Raw genomic sequence first — 20,072 nt, forward strand, 5'->3', positions numbered from 1 at the left:
GGCGGCCCCGGGAGACGTGACCGACGTCTCTACCCCGGGGCCGCCGGTCTGCCGCACTGTGGTGGCCATGACCGCAACCACCTACGCCCGCATCCTCACCCGCGCCCGGACGGGCGGTCCCCGGGACGGCGACGGCCCCAAGATCCTGGAGCACGTGCTCGGCTGGACCCTGGTCGTCGTGCTCGCCGTGTTCGTCACCCGGGCGGGCCTCATGTGACGTCGGCCGCGTGATGCCCCGGGACGGAACGGGCATACTCCCCGCGACCCCGTGCGCGCACGCTCGCGCCGCCCGCCAGGGAGGAGCACCCGGCCATGTCCGAAAGCCCCGCGGACGGTGTGGAGCGCCGACTGCCCAGCGACGAGGCCCGGGAGCTGCTCGCGCTGGTCCGTGACATCGCCCGGCGGGAGATCGTCCCGCGCGCCGCGGAGGAGGAGGCGGCCGGGGTGTTCCCCCGCGAGCTCTTCGCGCTGCTCTCCCGGTCGGGGCTGCTCGGACTCCCGTACGACCCGGCGTACGGCGGGGGAGGCCAGCCGTACGAGGTCTACCTCCAGGTCCTGGAGGAGCTTGCCGCCGCCCGGCTCACCGTGGGTCTCGGGGTCAGCGTCCACTCACTCTCCTGCCATGCGCTCGCGGGCTTCGGCACCGAGGAGCAGCGGGCCGAGCACCTGCCCGCGATGCTGGGCGGCGGCCTCCTCGGCGCGTACTGCCTCTCCGAACCCTCCGCCGGCTCGGATGCGGCGGCGCTGCGGACCCGGGCCGTCCGGGACGGCGACGACTGGGTCGTCGACGGCACCAAGGCCTGGATCACCCATGGCGGGATCGCGGACTTCTGCACCGTCATGGCCCGCACCGGCGGTCCGGGGGCGCGCGGCATCAGCGCCTTCCTGGTGCCGGGGGACGCCCCGGGGCTGAGCGCGGCCCCGCCCGAGCGGAAGATGGGCATGAAGGGTTCGCCCACCGCCCAGCTGCACTTCGACGGTGTACGGGTGCCCGACGCGCGGCGCCTGGGGGCGGAGGGGCAGGGTTTCGCCATCGCGCTCGCCGCCCTGGACTCGGGGCGGCTCGGCATCGCCGCCTGCGCGGTCGGGCTCGGCCGAGCGGCGCTGGACGAGGCCGTCGCGTACGCGCGCGAGCGCCGGCAGTTCGGGCGGCCGATCGCCGACTTCCAGGGGCTCCGCTTCCTGCTCGCCGACATGGCGACCCAGCTGGAGGCCGGCCGGGCGCTCTGTCTGGAGGCGGCGCGTCTCCGGGACGAGGGGCGGGAGTTCGGTCGGTCGGCGGCCATGGCGAAGCTCTTCTGCACCGACGCCGCGATGCGGATCACGACGGACGCGGTGCAGGTGCTCGGCGGGTACGGCTACACCGCGGACTTCCCGGTGGAGCGGTATCTGCGCGAGGCGAAGATGCTGCAGATCGTCGAGGGGACCAATCAGATCCAGCGGGTGGTCATCGCACGTCACCTCGTCGGACCAGAGTCCCGCTGACGCGTACGGTCCGGTCCGCCCAGACGGGGCCCGCGGCGAGCCGGTTCCACTCGTGGTCGCGGCGTCCTGGGAGGGTGCGGCCCTGGCTGGCCCAGAGGCTGAGGACGTCCTGGTAGATGGGCGGGTCGGCGGCGGGGGGGCCGGAGACGGGGACCGCGACGGGTGCGGGCACCGGGGTGGGTGCGGGCATCGAGGCAGGGGTGGGCATCGAGGCGGGTGCGGGTGCCTGCGGGGGCAACGGCACCTTATGAGGAACCGATTCTTCACCATGCGGTTCGGCCTGCCGGTGCCGACCGTAGCCGCTGGGGGTCGTGTACAGCGTGGTCATGCCCGGACCAACGCTTTCCGGACGGCCGGGGTCACCCCCGAACGGATTCGAGCGGCAGTTCGCCCGGTACCCGGTGCGCGACTCTGGTCCCCCGGCATTTACCTGACGTACCGTCAGCTTCCATCGCGGAAGCACCCGCCGACGCGGAACCACCCGCCGATCAGGAGGTCAGGCATGTCGGTGAACCGGCAGGTAGAGGACCGGCCCGTCGCGCTCGACGAATACCCCGTGCACCAGGCCCCGCTCTCGATGAAGCACCACGTCAGCAGCGACCGCAACGCCTACGACCGCTGCATCTTCCATGTCTTCGACCACCAGGGCAGGGCCCTGCTCATCGCCGGCCTCGGCGTCTACCCGAACACCGGTGTCATCGACGCCTACGCGACCCTGCGCACCGGAGACCGGCTGCACGCGGTCCGCGCCTCCGACGCCCTCGGCGACGACCGTACGAACCTCTCCGTCGGCCCCCTCACCATCACGGTCGACGAACCGCTCAAGCGGCTCTCCGTCCACTGCGAGCCCGCCCCCGACGACCCCGAAGGGCTCTCCTTCGACCTCACCTGGACCGGTGACTTCCCCACCGTCTGGGAGCCCCACCACACCCAGCGCCAGGGCGGCCGCCTCACCATCGAAGGCCGCCGCTTCGTCCAGGCCGGGCACTGCGCGGGCACGATCAGGGCCGGTGGCGAGGAGTTCACCGTCACCGAGGGGGAGTGGACCGGAACCCGCGACCGCAGCTGGGGAGTCCGCCCGATACCCGGCGAAGAACCCGGCCGCGCCGCCGAGTTCCGTCCCGAGGGCTTCCACTGGCTCTGGATCCCGATGCGCTTCGAGGACCGCTTCCTCATGGTCATCGCCCAGGAGAACGCCGACGGCTACCGCACGCTCAACGAGGCCCTGCTCGTACGGAACGGCCACCGCGACACCCAACTCGGCTGGCCCCGCACCGACATCACGTACCGCCCGGGCACCCGCCACCCCGAGCGGGCCGTCGTCCACCTCACCGACCCGGCCGGGAAACCGCTGGAGATCGGCGTCGAGGTCCTCGCCTCCTCTCCCCTGGCCGTCGGCGCGGGATACCCGCCCGCCACCGACTGGCAGCACGGCACCTGGCAGGGCCGCGGCTGGACCGATCGGCGCGTCTACGACCTCTCCGACCCGTCCGCCCACCCCATGGCCGCCTACGGGGTCACCGACCACGCCGCCCGCTTCACCCTCGACGGCCACACCGGCTACGGCATCTTCGAACACGGTTCCTTCGGCCGCCACGATCCCAGCGGCTTCGCCGATCACGCGTCGACGGCCGGCTGAGGAGGCTCGCATGGCTACCGCACCCCGTCCCCGCACCAGCACCCGCGACCCCGAGGAGCTCGGCCGGCGGCTCACCGCCTGGCTGGACCGGCACCTCCCCGGCGCCCGCGTCACCGGCCTCGCCGTGCCCGGGTCCAACGGCATGTCCAGCGAGACCCTGCTCTTCGACCTGGACCACCCCGACGCCCCCGTGCGCGGCTGCGCCCTGCGGCTGGCAGCCGACCCCGCCGCGTACACCGTCTTCCCCGTCTACGACATGGCACGGCAGCACCGCGTGATGCGGCTCGTGGGCGAGCACACCGACGTCCCCGTACCGCGCGTGCTGTGGCTGGAGGAGGACCCGGGGCCGCTCGGCGCCCCCTTCTTCGTGATGGCCCGCGCCGAGGGGCGGGTGCCTCCGGACGTCATGCCCTACACGTACGAGGGGAACTGGCTGCACGCCGCCACCGACGCCGAACGCGCCCACCTGGAGGACGAGTCCGTCGCCGTACTGGCCCGGCTGCACGACCAGTTCCCCGCGAAGGAGGCCGAGTTCCTGCTGCCCGACGGTGCGGGCACCCCGCTGCGCCGCCACGTCGACGCCCAACGCGCCTACTACGCCTGGGTGGTGGAGGGGCTCGCCCCCTCGCCGCTCATCGAGTCCGCCTTCGACTGGCTGGAGGCGCACTGGCCGGCGGACGAGGGGCAGGCCGTGCTCGGCTGGGGCGACGCCCGGATCGGGAACATCGTCTACGACGGGTTCACGCCCGCCGCCGTCCTCGACTGGGAGATGGCGTCCTGCGTCCCGCGCGAGGTCGACCTCGGCTGGACGGTCTACCTCCACCGCTTCTTCCAGGACCTGACGGTCTCCTTCGGCCAGCCCGGCCTGCCCGACTTCCTGCGCCGCGACGCGATCGAGCGGCGGTACGCGGAACTGACCGGGCACACCCCTCGCGACATGGAGTTCCACACGCTGTACGCGGCGCTGCGGCACGCGATCGTGATGCTCAGGATCGCGTACCGGCAGGCCCACTTCGGAGAGGTCGAGGTGCCCGGCGACCCGGACGCCCTCATCCTGCACCACGCCACGCTCGCGGCGATGGTGCGGGGAAGCTACTGGTGAGACGGGTGCCCTGGAAGGACAGTGCCTTCTAGGCCGCGCGCCGCATCTGGGGCACGCGCAGCGGGCGCGAGCCCGGACCGCCGACGTGCGAGAAGGGCTGCGTCCGCCAGTCGAGGCCCTGGGGGAGCGTCAGGAGCAGCGCGGTGTCCTGCTCCTGGACCTCCAGGCTGTCGTCCGCCGGGCGGGCCGAGGACGCCGGCAGGCCCGTGCCCCGGCAGACCGTCAGGACGAAGGGGTTCCACGGCGTGGGGCACTGGGCGTGCTCGGGGAGCACGTCCTCGTCGGCGAGCAGCGCGATCGGCTGCACGCACTCCGGGCAGACGACCCGGAACATCTCAAAGGTGTCGTACGCGTCGAGCTCGTCGAACGTGTCGACGGATTCAACAGGATCCTGCATGGAGAATCTCCCCCTCGGGTGCGTCGGCCGGGTCTGTGACGGCCTCGACCACAGCAAGCACTTCCCATGCGGAACTCCGCATAACCGTGAGCCGGGACCCCGGGCCGGGCGCAAACCTGTGGCGTTCGTCACATGCCCGTCGCAGGTGCCCCGTGACAGCCCATAGCGCCCTATACGGGTCGCCCCCGGTTGTCCCGGGACGGTCGCGGCGCACTAGGGTCACCGCATGGAGGAGCTGGATCGTCAGATCGTCGAGTTGCTCGTCAAGGACGGGCGCATGAGCTACACCGACCTGGGCAAGGCCACCGGCCTGTCCACCTCGGCAGTGCATCAGCGCGTCCGCCGTCTCGAGCAGCGCGGAGTCATCCGCGGCTATGCCGCCGTCGTCGACCCGGAGGCCGTGGGTCTGCCGCTCACCGCATTCATCTCGGTCAAACCCTTCGACCCGAGCGCCCCCGACGACACCCCCGACCGGCTCGCCGACATCCCGGAGATCGAGGCCTGTCACAGCGTCGCCGGCGACGAGAACTACATCCTCAAGGTCCGGGTCGCGACGCCGCTGGAGCTGGAGCACCTGCTCAGCCGCATCCGCTCGCAGGCCGGGGTGTCCAGCCGTACGACCGTCGTCCTGTCCACTCCGTACGAGGCCCGACCGCCCCGCATCTGACCGCGCGCCCCCCCTGTCGGGGGCCCTGCCGGACAAACCGGGTCCCCGCACGCCCTAGCCTGGTCGCATGAGTGAGTCCGCGTCCGCAGAGTCCCCCGCCCCCGCCGCCGAGCAGCGCACGGTGCTGCTGCGCGGCGGGGAAGTCCACAGCCCCGCCGATCCCTTCGCCACCGCCATGGTGGTGGAGCGCGGGCACGTCGCCTGGGTGGGCTCGGAGGGCGCGGCCGACGCCTTCGCCTCCGGCGTGGACGAGGTCGTCGACCTGGAGGGCGCGCTCGTCACCCCGGCGTTCGTCGACGCGCACGTGCACACCACGGCCACCGGCTTCGCCCTCACGGGCCTCGACCTGGCCTCCGCCGCCTCGCTCGCCGAGGCGGCGGACCTCATCCGGTCCCATGCGGCGGCCCGCCCCGCGGACCGCATCCTCATCGGCCACGGCTGGGACGCCTCCCGCTGGCCCGAGCGCCGCCCGCTCACCCGGGACGAGCTCGACGGGCTCACCGGCGGCCGCCCGCTCTACCTGACCCGGATCGACGTCCACTCGGCCGTCGTCACGACCGCCCTCCTCGACCTCGTCCCCGGCATCCGCGACCTGGACGGCTTCCACGACGGACAGCGCCCGCTCACCGGTGACGCACATCACGCCGTCCGGGCCGCCGCCTTCGCCGCCGTCTCCCCGGCGCAGCGCACGGAGGCGCAGCGTGCCGCCCGGAGCCACGCCGCCTCCCTCGGCATCGGCACCCTGCACGAGTGCGGCGGCCCCCGCATCTCCTCCGAGGAGGACTTCACCGGCCTCCTGGACCTCGCGCGCGCCGAGGCCGGGCCCCGGGTCGTGGGCTACTGGGCGGACCTCGACATCGAGCGGGCGCGGGCCCTGGGCGCCCTGGGGGCGGCCGGCGACCTCTTCGCCGACGGCTCCCTCGGCTCCCACACCGCCTGCCTCCACGAGCCGTACGAGGACCACGCGGCCCACGCCGGCACCGCCCCCACGGGGGCCGCCCACCTGGACGCGCCCGCCGTCGCCGCCCATGTCGTGGCCTGCACCGAGGCGGGCCTCCAGGCCGGCTTCCACGCCATCGGGGACGCCGCCGTCACCGCCGTCGTCGAGGGCTTCCGCGCCGCCGCCGACAAGCTCGGCCTCGCCCGGATCCGGGCCGCCCGGCACCGCGTCGAGCACGCCGAGATGCTCACCCCCGAGACGATCGCCGCCTTCGCCGAGCTCGGCCTCACCGCCTCCGTCCAGCCCGCCTTCGACGCGCTCTGGGGCGGCGAGGAGGGCATGTACGCCGACCGGCTCGGCGCCGAGCGGGCCAGGACCCTCAACCCGTACGCGGCGCTGCTGCGCGCCGGTGTGCCGCTGGCCTTCGGCTCCGACAGCCCGGTCACCCCGCTCGACCCGTGGGGCACCGTCCGCGCCGCGGCCTTCCATCGCACCCCGGAGCACCGGATCTCCGTCCGGGCCGCCTTCACCGCCCACACCCGGGGCGGCTGGCGGGCCGTGGGCCGCGACGACGCCGGGACGCTCGTCCCCGGCGCCCCCGCCGACTACGCGGTCTGGCGCACCGGCGAACTCCTCGTCCAGGCCCCCGACGACCGGGTGGCCCGCTGGTCCACCGACCCCCGCTCCGGCACGCCCGGTCTGCCCGATCTGTCGCCCGGCGCGGAGCTCCCCGTCTGCCTGCGCACGGTGGTGTACGGACAGACGGTGTTCGTACGGCCGAACGAGTGATGTAGCGATATTTCCGACCCCCGAGCACCGCTCCGTACGCTTGTCCCCGACCTGCGGATCTTCCTCTCCGGCCTGGCCTTTCAGGAAGTCTCCGCAGGTCAAGCGGGTGTTGACAGCGGACGGTCGGGGACGGGTAGGTTCACCGGGTCCACCACAGGACGTCCGACCGGTTCACGCCGCCCCGCAGTCGCCGACCGCCGCCCGCGCCTCGGCCGCGAGGGAAGGTTTCTCCGGCGGAAGGTGCGACCCGGGTGGGGCCCGGACGTTCAGTAGACAACGGCTCTCGGTCGATCCGCAGCCAGCGGATCCCAGGTCGGACCGAAGGACGTCGGGCCCCGCACCGCACGGCAACCGCCCCCAAATGTCCCGTAACCGCACGACCACCTCGCCGGAGCACTCCGAGGACCTCGCTATGGTGGGGTACTCGTATGTATCCGAAGGGGCAGTAGTGAACGACGGTGGCCAGAGGCGTTACGGCCCGCTCGGCAAGGCCTTGGTGATCATTCCGACCTACAACGAGGCGGAGAACATCAAGCCGATCGTCGCGCGGGTGCGGGAAGCCGTACCCGAGGCGCACGTGCTCGTCGCGGACGACAACAGCCCCGACGGTACGGGCAAGTTCGCGGACGAGATCTCCGCCGAGGACGATCACGTCCACGTCCTGCACCGGAAGGGCAAGGAGGGGCTCGGCGCCGCCTACCTCGCCGGCTTCCGCTGGGGCATCGAGCACGGCTACGGCGTCCTCGTCGAGATGGACGCGGACGGCTCGCACCAGCCCGAGGAGCTGCCGCGGCTGCTCACCGCCCTCAAGGGCGCGGACCTGGTCCTCGGCTCCCGCTGGGTGCCGGGCGGCCGGATCGTGAACTGGCCCAAGTCCCGCGAGTTCATCTCCCGGGGCGGCAGCCTCTACTCCCGCGTGATGCTCGACGTCCCGATCCGTGACGTCACCGGCGGCTACCGGGCCTTCCGCAAGGAGACCCTGGAGGGCCTGGGCCTGGAGGACGTGGCCTCCGCGGGTTACTGCTTCCAGGTCGACCTGGCCCGTCGCGCGGTCGCCGCCGGCTTCCATGTCGTCGAGGTCCCGATCACCTTCGTGGAGCGGGAGATCGGCGACTCCAAGATGAGCCGGAACATCGTCGTCGAGGCGCTGTGGCGGGTCACCGGCTGGGGTCTGACGGCGCGGGCGGAGAAGGTCGGCAAGCTGCTCGGCCGCAAGTCCTCCTGACGCCTCCCCGGGAGTCCTGTCCCCGTCGCGCGTACTGATCCTTTCTTTACGACGTTCCGGCGGGGTGCCAGGCACACTGGGAGCCATGACGACCGGCGCACCGCCTCCCCTCGCCCCCAAGCGCTCCCGCGCGCGCACCCTCGTTCCCCTCGCCGTCGCCGCCTGGCTGGTCCTGGAGATCTGGCTGCTGACGGTGGTGGCGAACGCGACGGGCGCGCTGACCGTGCTCGCCCTGCTCGTCGGTGGCGCCGTCCTCGGCGCCACCGTGGTGAAGCGGGCGGGCCGACGCGCCTTCCGGAACCTCACCACGACCTTCCAGCAGGCCCAGGCGGCCGCCCAGACGGGCCAGGCGCCCTCGCCGGACGGGCGGACCGGTGCGGAGGACCGCAACGGCTTCCTGATGCTCGGCGGTCTGCTCCTGATGGTCCCCGGGTTCGCCTCGGACGCGTTCGGACTCCTGCTGCTGATCCCGCAGGTCCGCACCCTCCTCGGGCGGTACGCGGAGAAGGCCGTCGAGCGCCGTATGGCCGCGGCGCCTCCCGGCAGCCTCCAGGACGCCTTCCAGCAGGCGCGCATCCACCGCCCGGACGGAAAGGTCGTCCAGGGTGAGGTCGTCCGCGAGGACGCGAGCCAGGGCCCCCGCCGGCCCGAGGAGCCCCGCCCGCCCCTGCTGCCGTGACCGAGGCCGTACTCGCTCCGCGCATCCTCCCCGGGTGCGCGGAGCTTCTCTTGTCCCCGGCGGCCGGTGAGGGTTTCGCGGACGCGGAAACGCCGCGGGGCCCGGTACACGATGTGTGTACCGGGCCCCGCGGCGTTGTTCGTCCGGCGGTCCGCTACGCGGACTTGCGGCTGTCGCGCGGATGTACGGCGATGTTCATGGCGCCGGAGCGCAGAACGGCCAGCCTTTCGGCGAGGACCTCCTCCAGCTCCTCGCGGGTTCGCCGCTCCATGAGCATGTCCCAGTGCGTACGCGCAGGCTTGCCCTTCTTCTCCTCAGGTCCGTCCCCGTCCACCAGGAGTGCCTGGATTCCGCAGACCTTGCATTCCCACTCCGGCGGAATTTCCGCCTCCACCGAGAAGGGCATCTCAAAACGATGGCCCTTCTCGCATGCGTACTCCACGGCCTGGCGCGGAGCCAGATCGATGCCGCGGTCGGTCTCGTAGCTGGTCACCACGAGGCGCGTGCCGCGAAGAGCTCGCTCACTCATGAATCGTGCCTCCCGGGCTTGTCGCCCACAGGACAGGTGTCGCTGTCGTCGTTATCCGGTCAACGTCCGGTCGGCGGTAAAGATTCCCGTGCCGGGTCATGCGTCGCCCGTCGTGCCGCCCCTTGTTGTACCCACCAGTGCCCGTTTTGTCACATCTGACATCAGATGTAACTCACTGTCTTCACCAAAGCAGCACGCAGTAACGGTCCGCCTGGCAGGCCAAAGGCGTACACTACCGGCCTTTCACTTCCGCGTCTAAATTCGCTCCGGCAGCGGGTTGCCCGCCTCCTCCACCGCGCGCCGCACCGGGACCCGGGCGAGCAGGACGAAGCCGACAGCGAAGAAGATCACGAGAGAGATGATGGCATCCCGATAGCTCCCGGTCAGCTGATACGCGAGACCGAACACGAGCGGACCCAGCCAGCTCAGTCCCCGGTCGCTCATCTCGTAGGCCGAGAAGTACTCCGCCTCCTTGCCACGCGGCACCAGATGCGAGAAGAGCGAGCGCGAAAGCGCCTGGCTGCCGCCCAGGACCAGGCCGATCGCGGCCGCCAGGCAGTAGAAGAACACGGGCGCGTCGGCCGGCAGGAAGTAACCCGCAGCCAGGATCAGCGTCCAGACCGCGAGCGAGGCGAGAATCGTCCGCTTGGCGCCGTGCGTCCGGGCGAGTCGCCCCATCCCCAGGGCGCCCGCCACCGCGAGCACCTGGACGAGGAGAACCGCCGTGATCAGGGTCGTCTGGTCGAGGCCCAGCTCCTCCGAGCCGTACACGGAGGCCTGCGAGATCACCGTCTGCACGCCGTCGTTGTAGACCAGGTAGGCCAGCAGGAAGGAGAGGGTCAGCGGATGCCGGCGCATGTCCTTGAGGGTCGCCCGCAGCTGCCGCCAGCCGCCGCCGACCGCGCCCGCCCGCTCGGCCCCGGCCGCGCGGACGTGCCGGTCGCGCAGCCGCCGCAGCGGCACGAGGGTGAACGCGCCCCACCACACGCCGGCCGAGGCGAGGCAGATCCGGACGGCCTCGCCCTCGGTGAGGCCGAACGAGTCGTGACCCGAGTACAGGACCAGGTTCAGCACCAGGACCAGCGCGCCCGACGTGTAGCCGAAGGCCCATCCCCGTGAAGAGACCTTGTCCCGCTCGTCCGGCTCCGCGATCTGCGGCAGATAGGCGTTGTAGAGCACCATCGACACCGCGAGCGAGGCGTTCGCCACGATCAGCAGGAACGCGCCCAGGAGGTAGCGCTCGCCCGCGAGGAAGAACATCCCCGCCGTGGCCGCCGCCCCCACGTAAGCCGACGCCGCGAGCAGCGGCTTCTTCCGGCCCGTACGGTCCGCCACCGCGCCCACCATGGGCATCACCAGGACCGCGACGACGATCGAGGCGGAGACGGCGTACGCGAAGAGCGAGCCCGCCCGCACGGGTATCCCGAGCGGGTGCACGAAGCCCTCCGCGTCGGACGCCGCACGCGCCACCGAGGTCAGGTACGGGCCGAGGAACACGGTCAGCACGCTCGTCGAGTACACCGAGCACGCGAAGTCGTAGAAGTACCAGCCTCGCTGCTCGCGCAGCCGCTCGGCGGGACCGGCGGCGTACTCCTCCGGTTCGGTGGTGTCTGCGGTCAAGGCCGCGCCCCCTCGCTCGTCCCCGTGATCCGCCCGGCGTCGGCTCGACGCGCGCTCAGACCCACGCCCCCCGCTCGGTCAGCACCGAGCGCAGCGTCTCCAGATGATCGGTCATGATGCCATCCACGCCCAGGTCGAGGAGAGAGTCCATCCGCTCGGGATCGTTCACCGTCCAGACGTGGACCTGGAGCCCGCGCGCGTGCGCCTCCCGTACGAAACGACGGTCGACCACCGGGAAGCCGGCCTGGCGCTCCGGGACCTGCGCCGCCACCGCGCCCGCCCGCACCGCCGCAGGGATCCCCAGCGAGCGCAGCCGCAGCCCGACGACCCCGCGCACCCCGAACGAGGTGGCGAGCCGGGGGCCCGCGAGCCGCTGGGCCCGCGCCACCCGGGACTCCGTGAAGGACCCCACGCACACCCGGTCCCAGGCGCCGGTCCGCCGGATCAGGTCCACCAGCGGCTCCAGGGCCGACTCGGCCTTGAGATCCACGTTCCAGCGGGCCTCGGGGAACTCCTCCAGGAGGTCGGCGAAGAGCGGCAGCGGCTCCTGCCCGGCCACGCGGGCCTCGCTCACCGCGGCCCAGGGCAGGTCGCGGATCCGGCCCGCGGTGTCCGTCACCCGGTCGAGGGTCGAGTCGTGGAAGGCGACGAGCACGCCGTCCGCCGTCGTGTGCACATCGGTCTCGAAGTAGCGGTAGCCGGCCGCGGCGGCCCGGCGGAAGGCGGCCGCGGTGTTCTCCAGGCCGTTCGCCGTGCCGCCGCGGTGGGCGAACGCGAGGGGGGAGGGGTGGTCGAGGTAGGGGTGGCGTACGCGAGTCACGGGCGCAGTATGGCCTGTCCCGGTGTCTCGGGGGCAACCTCCGGGCGGACGGACACCGACGGGGACGGGCGCGTGGTCTCGGGCTCGGGTGCGGCGAACCAGCGCAGGAAGTACTGGGCGAGCGGCCCGATCGCCAGCGCGTACAGGACCGTGCCGACGCCGACCGAACCGCCGAGCACGAAGCCGGTCGCGACGACGGCCACCTCGATCGCCGTCCGCACCAGCCGGATCGACCGGCCGGTGAGCCGGTGCAGACCGGTCATCAGCCCGTCACGCGGACCGGGGCCGAAGCGCGCCGCGATGTACAGGCCGGTGGCGACGCCGTTCAGGACGATGCCGAGCGCGAGCAGCGGCACCTGCCCGGCCAGGCCGTGGACGTCCGGGACCAGCGCCAGGGTGCCGTCCATCGCCACGCCGATCACGAAGACGTTGGAGACGGTGCCCAGACCCGGCTTCTGCCGGATCGGGATCCACAGGAGCAGCACCGCAGCCCCGACGGCGATCGACACCACACCGATGGTCAGCCCGGTCTTCTCGGCGAGACCCTGGTGGAGAACGCCCCACGGCTCCAGGCCGAGCCCGCTGCGCACCAGGAGCGCCGAACTCACCCCGTACAGCGTCAGGCCGACGTACAGCTGGACGAGCCGACGGGTGAGGTGCCGGCCGTGGAGGCCGGAGGCGATGGACAAGGGACTGCCCCCCAGGGTGGTGGTAGTGGACTGACTCATGACACTCTGTGGCGGGGTATCCGGTGCCAACCATGGCCAATTCGATGAAGGTGGACTGATTTCGATGGCTCAGTGGACTTCGGCGGTGGGGCCGGCGCAGCTCGCCCGGCAGCTCCAGGCGCAGCAGCCGAGGCCCGCGGGACCCGGCGCCCGCAAGCCGCCCGCCTACCGCGCCCTCGCCGACGGCATCCGCCTCCTCGTCCTGGAGGGCCGCGTCCCCGTCGCCGCACGTCTGCCCGCCGAACGGGAACTCGCCGTCGCCCTGACCGTCAGCCGTACGACGGTGGCCGCGGCCTACGAGGCGCTGCGCGCCGAGGGCTTCCTGGAGTCCCGCCGCGGCGCCGGCAGCTGGACGGCCGTACCGGCCGGGAACCCGCTGCCCGCGCGCGGGCTCGAACCGCTGCCCCCGGAGGCCCTCGGCTCGATGATCGACCTGGGCTGCGCGGCGCTGCCCGCGCCCGAGCCCTGGCTCACCCGGGGCGTCCAGGGCGCCCTGGAGGAGCTGCCGCCGTACGCCCACACGCACGGCGACTATCCGGCCGGACTGCCCGCGCTGCGACAGATGCTCGCCGACCGCTACACGGCGCGCGGCATCCCCACCATGCCCGAGCAGATCATGGTGACGACCGGGGCCATGGGCGCCATCGACGCCATCTGCCACCTCTTCGCGGGGCGGGGCGAGCGCATCGCCGTCGAGTCGCCCTCGTACGCCAACATCCTCCAGCTCATGCGGGAGGCCGGGGCCCGGCTCGTCCCCGTCGCCATGTCCGAAGGGCTCGGCAGCTGGGACATGGGCCGCTGGCGCCAGGTCCTGCGGGACGCGGCGCCCCGCCTGGCGTACGTCGTCGCCGACTTCCACAACCCGACCGGCGCGCTCGCCGACGAGGACCAGCGACGGCAGCTCGTGGACGCGGCCCGCTCGGCCGGCACGGTCCTCGTCGTCGACGAGACCATGACCGAGCTGCACCTCGACGACGACGTGGTGATGCCCAGGCCGGTCTGCGCCTTCGACCCGGCGGGCTCGACGGTCCTGACGGTCGGCTCGGCCAGCAAGGCCTTCTGGGCGGGGATGCGGATCGGCTGGGTCAGGGCCGCGCCCGACGTCATCCGCTCCCTCGTGGCCGCGCGCGCCTACGCGGACCTGGGCACCCCCGTACTGGAACAGCTCGGCGTGAACTGGCTGATGGGGACCGGCGGCTGGGAGGAGGCCGTGAGCCTCCGGCGCGCGCAGGCGCGCGAGAACCGGGACGCGCTCGTCGCCGCGGTCCGCAGGGAGCTGCCGGAGTGGGAGTTCTCGGTGCCGCAGGGCGGGCTGACCCTCTGGGTCCGTACCGGCGGGCTCTCCGGGTCCCGGCTCGCCGAGGCGGGCGAACGCGTCGGCGTCCGGGTCCCCTCGGGCCCGCGCTTCGGCGTGGACGGTGCCTTCGAGGGCTTCGTCCGGCTGCCCTTCACGGTCGGCGGCGCGGTCGCCGACGAGGCCGCCGTCCGCCTCGCCGCCGCGGCGCGGCTGGTGGAGTCGGGCGTGGGCGGGGGCGTGGAGCCGCCCCGCTCGTTCGTGGCGTAGTGGCGTAGGGGACGGAGCGCGGCATCGGCGCGCACGACGAGAGGCCGGTACGGACCCGGGTCCGTACCGGCCTCTCGGCCTGTCGGCGGTGCGCTCAGCCCTCGGCGGGCACCGGAGTGTGGCGCGGGGCCGGCTCCCCCTCGTAGCGGGCTACGGGGGCGACGTCGGGCTCGTGGCGTGGCGGGGCGGGCGCAAGGGCGGCGGCGGGCGCCGGGTCGGGGGCCGAGGCCGGGACCGCCTCGACCGGCACCTTCTTGAGCGCCGCCGTGTCGAACCCCTCAGAGTCGAAGTCCTCCGACACTGCGCCCGTCACTTCGGCCCCGGCCGTCCCGACGGCCACGGCCTCCGCCGCCGTGCGGCGTTCCGGCAGGAGCGCGAGGACCGCCTGGCGGTGTGCCTCGCTCGTCGCGTCGTCGTACGGGTCGGGCGTCGCCGGCACCTGGAGCCGCAGGACAGGGCCGGTGCCGAGGCGGGCGTAGCCACGGCCCGGCGGCACCTGGGGCGTCGGCGTGGTGTGCGGTGCGGTCCCGAGGACGGACTCGACCTGCTCGGCGGAGGCGGGGCCGAGCACGATCCGCGCCCGGGTGTGGCTCCGTACCGTCTCGCTCAGTGTGTCCGTGCTGTCGAACTGTTCGGCGACCACCACCGTGACCTGCGCCGCCCGCCCGTGCCGCAGCGGCACCTGGAGCAGCTCCTGCGGGTCGGGCCGGCCGTCGGCGGCGGCCAGGTGGCCGAGGACGCCCGGCCGGTCGAGGAGGATCCACAGCGGCCGCCGGGTGTCCTCCGGCGCGGGGTGTCCCGCCTGCCGCGCGCGGTTGGCGGCGATCAGCCGCCGCTCCGTCTCGTGCGCCGCCCACTCCAGGCTGGCCAGGGCGCCGGAGAGCCCGCACTCGACGGCGAGGACCCCTTCGCGGCCGGTCAGGCAGGCGTACTCGCCGGTGCCGCCGCCCTCGACGATCAGGACGTCTCCGTGGGGGAGGGCCTGGAGCGCGATCGAGCGCAGCAGGGAGGTCGTGCCGCTGCCCGGCTGGCCCACGGCCAGCAGGTGCGGTTCGGCGGAGCGGGGGCCGGTGCGCCAGACCACGGCGGGGGCGTCCTCCGTGCCGTCCGCCGCGACCACGGGCACGGTCCGCTGCACGGCGTCCCCGTCGGTGAAACCGAGCACGGTCTCGCCCGGGACGGTGACGAAACGCTGGGCGGCGATGGTGGTGGGCAGGGCGGGCAGCACGCTCATGACGAGCCGGTTGCCCTCCTGGTCCCAGTCGAAGTGGTACTCGCGGCCGCGTCCCGACTTGGCGTGCAGGAGCTGCTCGACGCGGGCCCGCGCGGCCGGCTCGCCGTCGGTGAAGTATGGGGGGTACGCGATCCTCAGCCGGGTCGGCCGTCCGTCCTCGTCGAAGGCGAACTCCCCGAAGGCGCCGCTCCATTCACCGCCGTGGGTGAAGAGCGGGGAGGGGTCGTCGGGGACGGAGAAGTACGGCACGAGGGCCTCGTACAGGCCCTTGAGCCGGGCGATCTCCGCGTCGTCGGGCCCGGTCCTGACGACCGGGCGTTCGCGCCCCTTCCACGCGGCGGCGCCCATGAGCGTGACGAGCGCGAGCAGCGGCCCGTACGGCACGAGGGCGACGACGAGGACGCAGGCCGCGACCAGGAGCAGCGTGGGACCGCGACGCTCCTTGGGGGTCGCGGCCCACTTGGCGCGCGCGGTCGCGGCCAGCTTCCGCAGACCACGGGAGACCGTGATGAGCGGCTGGAGCACATCGGTGGCGCTGTCGGCGGCCGTGCGCGCGATCTCTCGGCTACGAGCGATCTGCGCGCTGCCGCTGCTCAGAATGCGGGGGAGTGGTCGCCGGGCCACGTCGTACTCCTGGTTTCGTGGAAGGGGCTGGTGGAGGGGGCAGGGGATGGGCGCCCCCTCGGGGCGTCAGAACTTGATTCCGCCCAGGAGACCGGCGAGGCTCTGCCCGCCCGCCGTGATGCTCGGGGCGATGGCGGTGCCCGCGAGGTAGAAGCCGAACAGCGCGCTGACGAGGGCGTGTGAGGCCTTCATCCCGTCCTTCTTGAAGAACAGGAAGCAGATGATGCCGAGCAGGACCACGCCTGAGATGGACAGGATCATTTGGTGTTCTCCTGGTTGAGGGGACAGTCACCATGAGTCCTTCCAGGTTCACAGCAAGTATCTATGTGACTAAAGGTGCATTAGGGTGAAATTCGCCTGATTTCACTTGACCGGCGCAAGGCGGATGCCTCGCCCGGTGGCGAAAACTCCGCGGTGCGCTAGGAGCGGGTCGTTGGCCGGATCGGGGTGATCTTTGCCTCGGCGGGGCGCGGTCATGTCGACCGACGGGCAGTACCCTGTCGATTCACTCGTACGGCCGCGCTTGCCGTGCGCAGGTCAACACTGCAGGAGAGAGGCGGTCCCACCCGATGAGCGAGACTCCGGACCCCGAGGTCATCGAGCTGGCGTCCAAGGTCTTCGACCTCGCGCGCACGGGGGACGCCGAGGCCCTGGCCGCCTATGTCGACGCGGGTGTCCCCGCGAACCTCACCAACGACAAGGGCGACTCCCTCGTCATGCTCGCCGCCTACCACGGCCACGCCGCCGCGGTCTCGGCCCTCCTGGAGCGCGGCGCCGACGCCGACCGCGCCAACGACCGCGGCCAGACCCCGCTCGCGGGCGCCGTCTTCAAGGGCGAGGACGCCGTCATCCGCGCCCTGCTCGCCGGCGGGGCAAATCCGGAGTCAGGGACTCCGTCCGCCGTGGACACCGCACGCATGTTCGGCAAGGCTGAGCTGCTGGAGCTCTTCGGAGCCCGGTGAACGGGTACTGAACCCCAGGTGAGAGCAGCGTCGTAAATGTGGTCGCGGTGGCGAAATGGGTGGGTCATCATGACGTCGAGCCCGGCAGACCGGGCCACCGACGAGAGGCAGAGGAAGATGGTCACTGGCAAGCGCAGGACGACGAGCGGCCCGACATGCTGCCGCACGGCCTAGGCGTACACCGATGTATCGCCTGACCCGGGTCATCCCGGTCTCCCCCGGTCGTGTCGACAGCTTGATGTGAGGCGTCTTCCATGTTCGATCCAGTCATAGCGCCGAGCGGCACCTTGCTCGGCCTGCTGCAGAGGGGCCGCGGCGACGGCACCCTGCACGCGCTCGCCGCGCCACGGGCCGAGGCCCTCGCGGCCCTCAACCACTGCGTTCTCGCCGACCCCCGCCACGACTGGCAGGTCGAGAACCGCTCCCTCTACTACGCCCGTCTCTACCTGGACCTCCACGGCGGTCTCGAGGAGATCGAGGCGCACCTCTTCGGTGCCGAGGACCACCTCGACCCCGAGGAGTCCAGGACCGGGCTCGCGCTCGCCGTCCTGGGGCACCTCGCCTCCTACGGCCGCCAGGACGCCCTGCTCCTGCTCCGGCGCTACGCGGCGACCGGCACGAACTGGGCCTGGGCCCTGGACGAGCTGGCCCTGCGCGACGACGACGCCGGGCTCCGCGGGCTCGCCCTGCCCGTGCTCGCCCGCTTCCCGGCCGACCCGGCCGGCGACGCAGAGCTGGCGGGCGTCGTGCGTGACGCCTTCGAACCCCGGCCCTGGCGGCTGTGGGCCGAGGACCAGCGGGACGCCGTGGGCGCCCGGGTCAGGGCCGCCCAGGAGACGGGGTCCTTCGACCGCTGGCAGCGCCAGATGCGCCCCGCGGGCCCCCGCCCCGGCTGGAGCGTGCGGGCCGTCCTCGACTGGGCGCAGGAGGGGTACGAGCGAGGTGCCGTGCTCTACGGCCCCGCCGCCCGCTGCCTCACCGCCGTCGCCGGTCCCGAGGACCGCCCCGAGCTCCTCGCCGCCGCCCGCGACGGTTCCACGGGAGCGCGCGGCGCCGCACTGCACCACCTCGCCGAATCGCGGGACCCCGCCGTCCTCGACCTCGTGGAGGCCGCTGTCGACGGAGGCTCCGGCCCGGTCGCCGAGGCCGCCGTCGCCGCCTACCGGCGCATGTGCGGCGAGGACGCGGTCGCCCGCGCCCGTGCATGGGTCCGGCGCACCGACGAGCTCGGCACCGCCGCCGCCGAGGTCCTCGCCTGCCGCGGCACGGCGCAGGACGCCGGCCTCGTCCTCGGGGCGCTGCGCGGCACCATCCGCGCCGCCGGGCCGGACGCCCCCGAGCTCGCCGCCCTCGTCGACGGAGCGGGACGCCTCGACATCGCGGTCGCCGCACCCGTGCTGCGCCACGTCTACCGCGAGACGTCCTCCTCCCAGCTGCGCGGCCGAGTGGCCCGGGCCCTCGCCGCCACCGACCCCACCTTCGCGACCGGCTTCGCCGTCGAATGCCTCTGGGACTGCGAGGAGACCACCCGCGAGGTGGCCGCCCAGCATGCCGAGACCGGCGACGTACGGGTCGCCGAGCGGCTCCGCCGCCTCGCCGCCGACCCGGCCGAGGAGGCCGAGGTCCAGACGGCGGTGCGCAACCGGATAGGACCGGATCTCCAGGTCTGACGCCGGTCCCCGGTCCCGTTCCCGTCCCAGGCCTGACCCCTCCCCAGGTCTGATCCGGTCCGGACCCTTCCCACCCTGTCGCCCGGACCCCGGGGCGGCGCGGCCTGCGGCGGAGATCCCGCCGATCGTGGCCCCGCCCCGGGCGTCCGGTGACCGGACGCCCGGCGGGCGTTCCGGCCGCCACGGCGAAACGCTCATGGGACGTTCCCCCACCGTCCAGATCGACGTCGGCGGGTACACGCCAAGCGGGACGACAACACCCGTATGCGTGTCGTCATCGTCACAGAATCCTTCCCTCCCGATGTCAACGGTGTGGCGCACTGCGCCCTCCAGACCGCGCGCCACCTCGTCCGCCGGGGCCACACCCCGCTCGTCATCGCCCCCGCCGTCGCCGGCCAGGCGGCCGACGCCGACGCCCCCTGCCCCGTCGTACGGGTGCCCTCCCTGCCTCTGCCCGGCTACCCCCAGGTCCGGGTCGCCCTGCCCAGCCGCCGGGTCGCCGCCGCCATCGCCGCGCACCGCGCCGACCTCGTCCACCTCGCCGGACCCTTCGTCCTCGGAGTGCGCGGAATGACGGCCGCCGCCCGGCTCGGCATCCCCGCCGTCGCCGTCTACCAGACCGACCTCGCCGGATACGCCCGGACCTACGTCGGCACCGGCGAGGGCGCCGCCTGGCGCCGGCTCCGCGCCGTGCACGGCGCCGCCGACCGCACCCTCGCCCCGTCGTCCGCCGCCGTACGCGACCTGGAGGCCCACGGCATCGGCCGCATCCGGCTCTGGGGACGCGGCGTGGACACCGTCCGCTTCCGTCCCGGCCTGCGCGACGCCGGCCTGCGCCGCGCACTCGCACCCGGCGGTGAGCTCCTCGTCGGCTACGTGGGCCGGCTCGCGCCCGAGAAACGCGTGGACCTCCTCGCCGGGATCCGCGGGATACCGGGCGTCCGGACCGTGGTCGTCGGCGACGGGCCCAGCGGGCCCGGGCTGCGCGCCGCCCTGCCGGACGCCCTGTTCCTGGGCCGCCGCACCGGCGACGACCTCGCCCGGATCTTCGCCTCGCTCGACGTCTTCGCCCACACCGGCCCGTACGAGACCTTCTGCCAGACCGTCCAGGAGGCCATGGCGAGCGGGGTCCCGGTGATCGCGCCGGCGGCCGGCGGGCCGCTGGACCTGGTCGACCACGGGCGCACGGGGCTCCTCGTACCGCCCGGCGACCCGGACGCGCTGCGGGAGGCCGTCACCTCGCTCGCCGCGGCTCCGGACGTGCGCGCCGCCTACGGGCAGGCCGGCCGGGCCGCCGTCGAGGGCCGCACCTGGGAGGCGCTCGGAGACGAGCTGATCGGCCACTACCGGGAGGTCCTGCGCGAGCGGACGGCGGTGGCGGCGTGACGCGCGGTCGTA

Annotated in this window: 20 protein-coding genes; 12 read left to right on the plus strand and 8 right to left on the minus strand. The window is 73.4% G+C overall.

Annotated features, from left to right (window positions below):
• Positions 1-67 precede the first annotated feature (67 nt).
• Together DEJ46_RS32880 and DEJ46_RS32885 are read left to right on the plus strand one after the other, a co-directional pair.
• The gene (locus DEJ46_RS32880) at positions 68-217 is read left to right on the plus strand and encodes an SCO1431 family membrane protein (RefSeq protein ID WP_150272189.1); all 150 of its coding nucleotides are present in this window, start codon (positions 68-70) and stop codon (positions 215-217) included.
• Positions 218-312: 95 nt separating this feature from the next.
• Positions 313-1,485, plus strand: a complete 1,173-nt coding sequence (locus DEJ46_RS32885; protein ID WP_150272191.1) for an acyl-CoA dehydrogenase family protein — start codon at positions 313-315, stop codon at positions 1,483-1,485.
• Here DEJ46_RS32885 and DEJ46_RS32890 read toward each other — a convergent pair.
• Positions 1,448-1,675, minus strand: a complete 228-nt coding sequence (locus DEJ46_RS32890; RefSeq protein ID WP_223835266.1) for a hypothetical protein — start codon at positions 1,673-1,675, stop codon at positions 1,448-1,450. The two genes, DEJ46_RS32885 and DEJ46_RS32890, sit on opposite strands and share 38 nt — an antisense overlap.
• Positions 1,676-1,987: 312 nt before the next feature.
• On the opposite strand from DEJ46_RS32890, the gene DEJ46_RS32895 reads away from it, so the two are divergent.
• Together DEJ46_RS32895 and DEJ46_RS32900 are read left to right on the plus strand one after the other, a co-directional pair.
• The gene (locus tag DEJ46_RS32895) at positions 1,988-3,124 is read left to right on the plus strand and encodes a hypothetical protein (RefSeq protein WP_150272193.1); all 1,137 of its coding nucleotides are present in this window, start codon (positions 1,988-1,990) and stop codon (positions 3,122-3,124) included.
• Between the two features lie 10 nt (positions 3,125-3,134).
• Positions 3,135-4,226: a phosphotransferase family protein gene (locus tag DEJ46_RS32900; RefSeq protein WP_150272195.1), complete on the plus strand. Its 1,092-nt coding sequence runs from the start codon at positions 3,135-3,137 to the stop codon at positions 4,224-4,226.
• A 28-nt stretch (positions 4,227-4,254) separates the two neighbouring features.
• On the opposite strand, the gene DEJ46_RS32905 is transcribed toward DEJ46_RS32900, so the two are convergent.
• Entirely contained in the window at positions 4,255-4,623 is a 369-nt protein-coding gene (locus tag DEJ46_RS32905) for a hypothetical protein (RefSeq protein WP_150272197.1), read from the minus strand.
• Positions 4,624-4,849: 226 nt separating this feature from the next.
• Here DEJ46_RS32905 and DEJ46_RS32910 point away from each other — a divergent pair, with 226 nt between their 5' ends.
• The 4 genes from DEJ46_RS32910 (at position 4,850) to fxsA (ending at position 8,923) form a co-directional block, all read left to right on the plus strand.
• Complete coding sequence (locus tag DEJ46_RS32910) at positions 4,850-5,290, plus strand: Lrp/AsnC family transcriptional regulator (protein ID WP_017242178.1); 441 nt, start codon at positions 4,850-4,852, stop codon at positions 5,288-5,290.
• A gap of 67 nt (positions 5,291-5,357) precedes the next feature.
• The gene (locus DEJ46_RS32915; protein ID WP_150272199.1) at positions 5,358-7,019 is read left to right on the plus strand and encodes an amidohydrolase; all 1,662 of its coding nucleotides are present in this window, start codon (positions 5,358-5,360) and stop codon (positions 7,017-7,019) included.
• A gap of 412 nt (positions 7,020-7,431) precedes the next feature.
• A complete protein-coding gene (locus DEJ46_RS32920; RefSeq protein ID WP_150272201.1) occupies positions 7,432-8,244 on the plus strand; it encodes a polyprenol monophosphomannose synthase in 813 nt (270 codons plus the stop codon).
• A gap of 85 nt (positions 8,245-8,329) precedes the next feature.
• Entirely contained in the window at positions 8,330-8,923 is a 594-nt protein-coding gene (gene fxsA / locus DEJ46_RS32925; protein WP_150272203.1) for an FxsA family membrane protein, read from the plus strand.
• Positions 8,924-9,077: 154 nt separating this feature from the next.
• Here the strand turns inward: fxsA and DEJ46_RS32930 are convergent, their stop codons facing one another.
• From DEJ46_RS32930 to DEJ46_RS32945, 4 genes are all read right to left on the minus strand, one after another.
• A complete protein-coding gene (locus tag DEJ46_RS32930) occupies positions 9,078-9,452 on the minus strand; it encodes an RNA polymerase-binding protein RbpA (RefSeq protein ID WP_015032218.1) in 375 nt (124 codons plus the stop codon).
• A 255-nt stretch (positions 9,453-9,707) separates the two neighbouring features.
• Positions 9,708-11,072: an MFS transporter gene (locus DEJ46_RS32935; protein ID WP_150272205.1), complete on the minus strand. Its 1,365-nt coding sequence runs from the start codon at positions 11,070-11,072 to the stop codon at positions 9,708-9,710.
• 55 nt (positions 11,073-11,127) lie between these two features.
• Positions 11,128-11,892, minus strand: a complete 765-nt coding sequence (locus tag DEJ46_RS32940; protein ID WP_150272207.1) for a glycerophosphodiester phosphodiesterase — start codon at positions 11,890-11,892, stop codon at positions 11,128-11,130.
• Positions 11,889-12,620 (minus strand): YczE/YyaS/YitT family protein, encoded by a 732-nt coding sequence (locus DEJ46_RS32945; protein WP_150272209.1) that lies wholly within the window; start codon positions 12,618-12,620, stop codon positions 11,889-11,891. Before DEJ46_RS32945 ends, DEJ46_RS32940 begins: the two co-directional genes overlap by 4 nt.
• A 64-nt stretch (positions 12,621-12,684) precedes the next feature.
• Between DEJ46_RS32945 and DEJ46_RS32950 the strand changes: the two genes are divergently transcribed.
• Positions 12,685-14,184 carry a PLP-dependent aminotransferase family protein gene (locus DEJ46_RS32950; protein WP_150272211.1) on the plus strand — a complete coding sequence of 500 codons (1,500 nt, stop codon included), beginning with the start codon at positions 12,685-12,687 and terminating at the stop codon, positions 14,182-14,184.
• A gap of 94 nt (positions 14,185-14,278) precedes the next feature.
• On the opposite strand, the gene DEJ46_RS32955 is transcribed toward DEJ46_RS32950, so the two are convergent.
• Positions 14,279-16,042, minus strand: coding sequence for a hypothetical protein (locus tag DEJ46_RS32955; RefSeq protein ID WP_150272213.1), 1,764 nt, complete (start codon positions 16,040-16,042; stop codon positions 14,279-14,281).
• Positions 16,043-16,108: 66 nt separating this feature from the next.
• The gene (locus DEJ46_RS32960; RefSeq protein WP_015032212.1) at positions 16,109-16,303 is read right to left on the minus strand and encodes a hypothetical protein; all 195 of its coding nucleotides are present in this window, start codon (positions 16,301-16,303) and stop codon (positions 16,109-16,111) included.
• A 308-nt stretch (positions 16,304-16,611) separates the two neighbouring features.
• Between DEJ46_RS32960 and DEJ46_RS32965 the strand changes: the two genes are divergently transcribed.
• The 3 genes from DEJ46_RS32965 to DEJ46_RS32975 all read left to right on the plus strand — a co-directional run bounded on the left by DEJ46_RS32965 (position 16,612) and on the right by DEJ46_RS32975 (position 20,060).
• On the plus strand, positions 16,612-17,004 hold the full coding sequence (locus tag DEJ46_RS32965; protein ID WP_150272215.1) for an ankyrin repeat domain-containing protein: 393 nt from the start codon (positions 16,612-16,614) through the stop codon (positions 17,002-17,004).
• A 254-nt stretch (positions 17,005-17,258) separates the two neighbouring features.
• Entirely contained in the window at positions 17,259-18,674 is a 1,416-nt protein-coding gene (locus tag DEJ46_RS32970; RefSeq protein ID WP_150272217.1) for a HEAT repeat domain-containing protein, read from the plus strand.
• 264 nt (positions 18,675-18,938) lie between these two features.
• Positions 18,939-20,060, plus strand: coding sequence for a glycosyltransferase family 4 protein (locus DEJ46_RS32975; protein WP_150272219.1), 1,122 nt, complete (start codon positions 18,939-18,941; stop codon positions 20,058-20,060).
• The last annotated feature ends 12 nt before the right edge of the window (positions 20,061-20,072 follow it).

It is taken from the genome of Streptomyces venezuelae, from assembly GCF_008642375.1.
GTDB classification, from domain to species: Bacteria; Actinomycetota; Actinomycetes; order Streptomycetales; family Streptomycetaceae; genus Streptomyces; species Streptomyces venezuelae_G.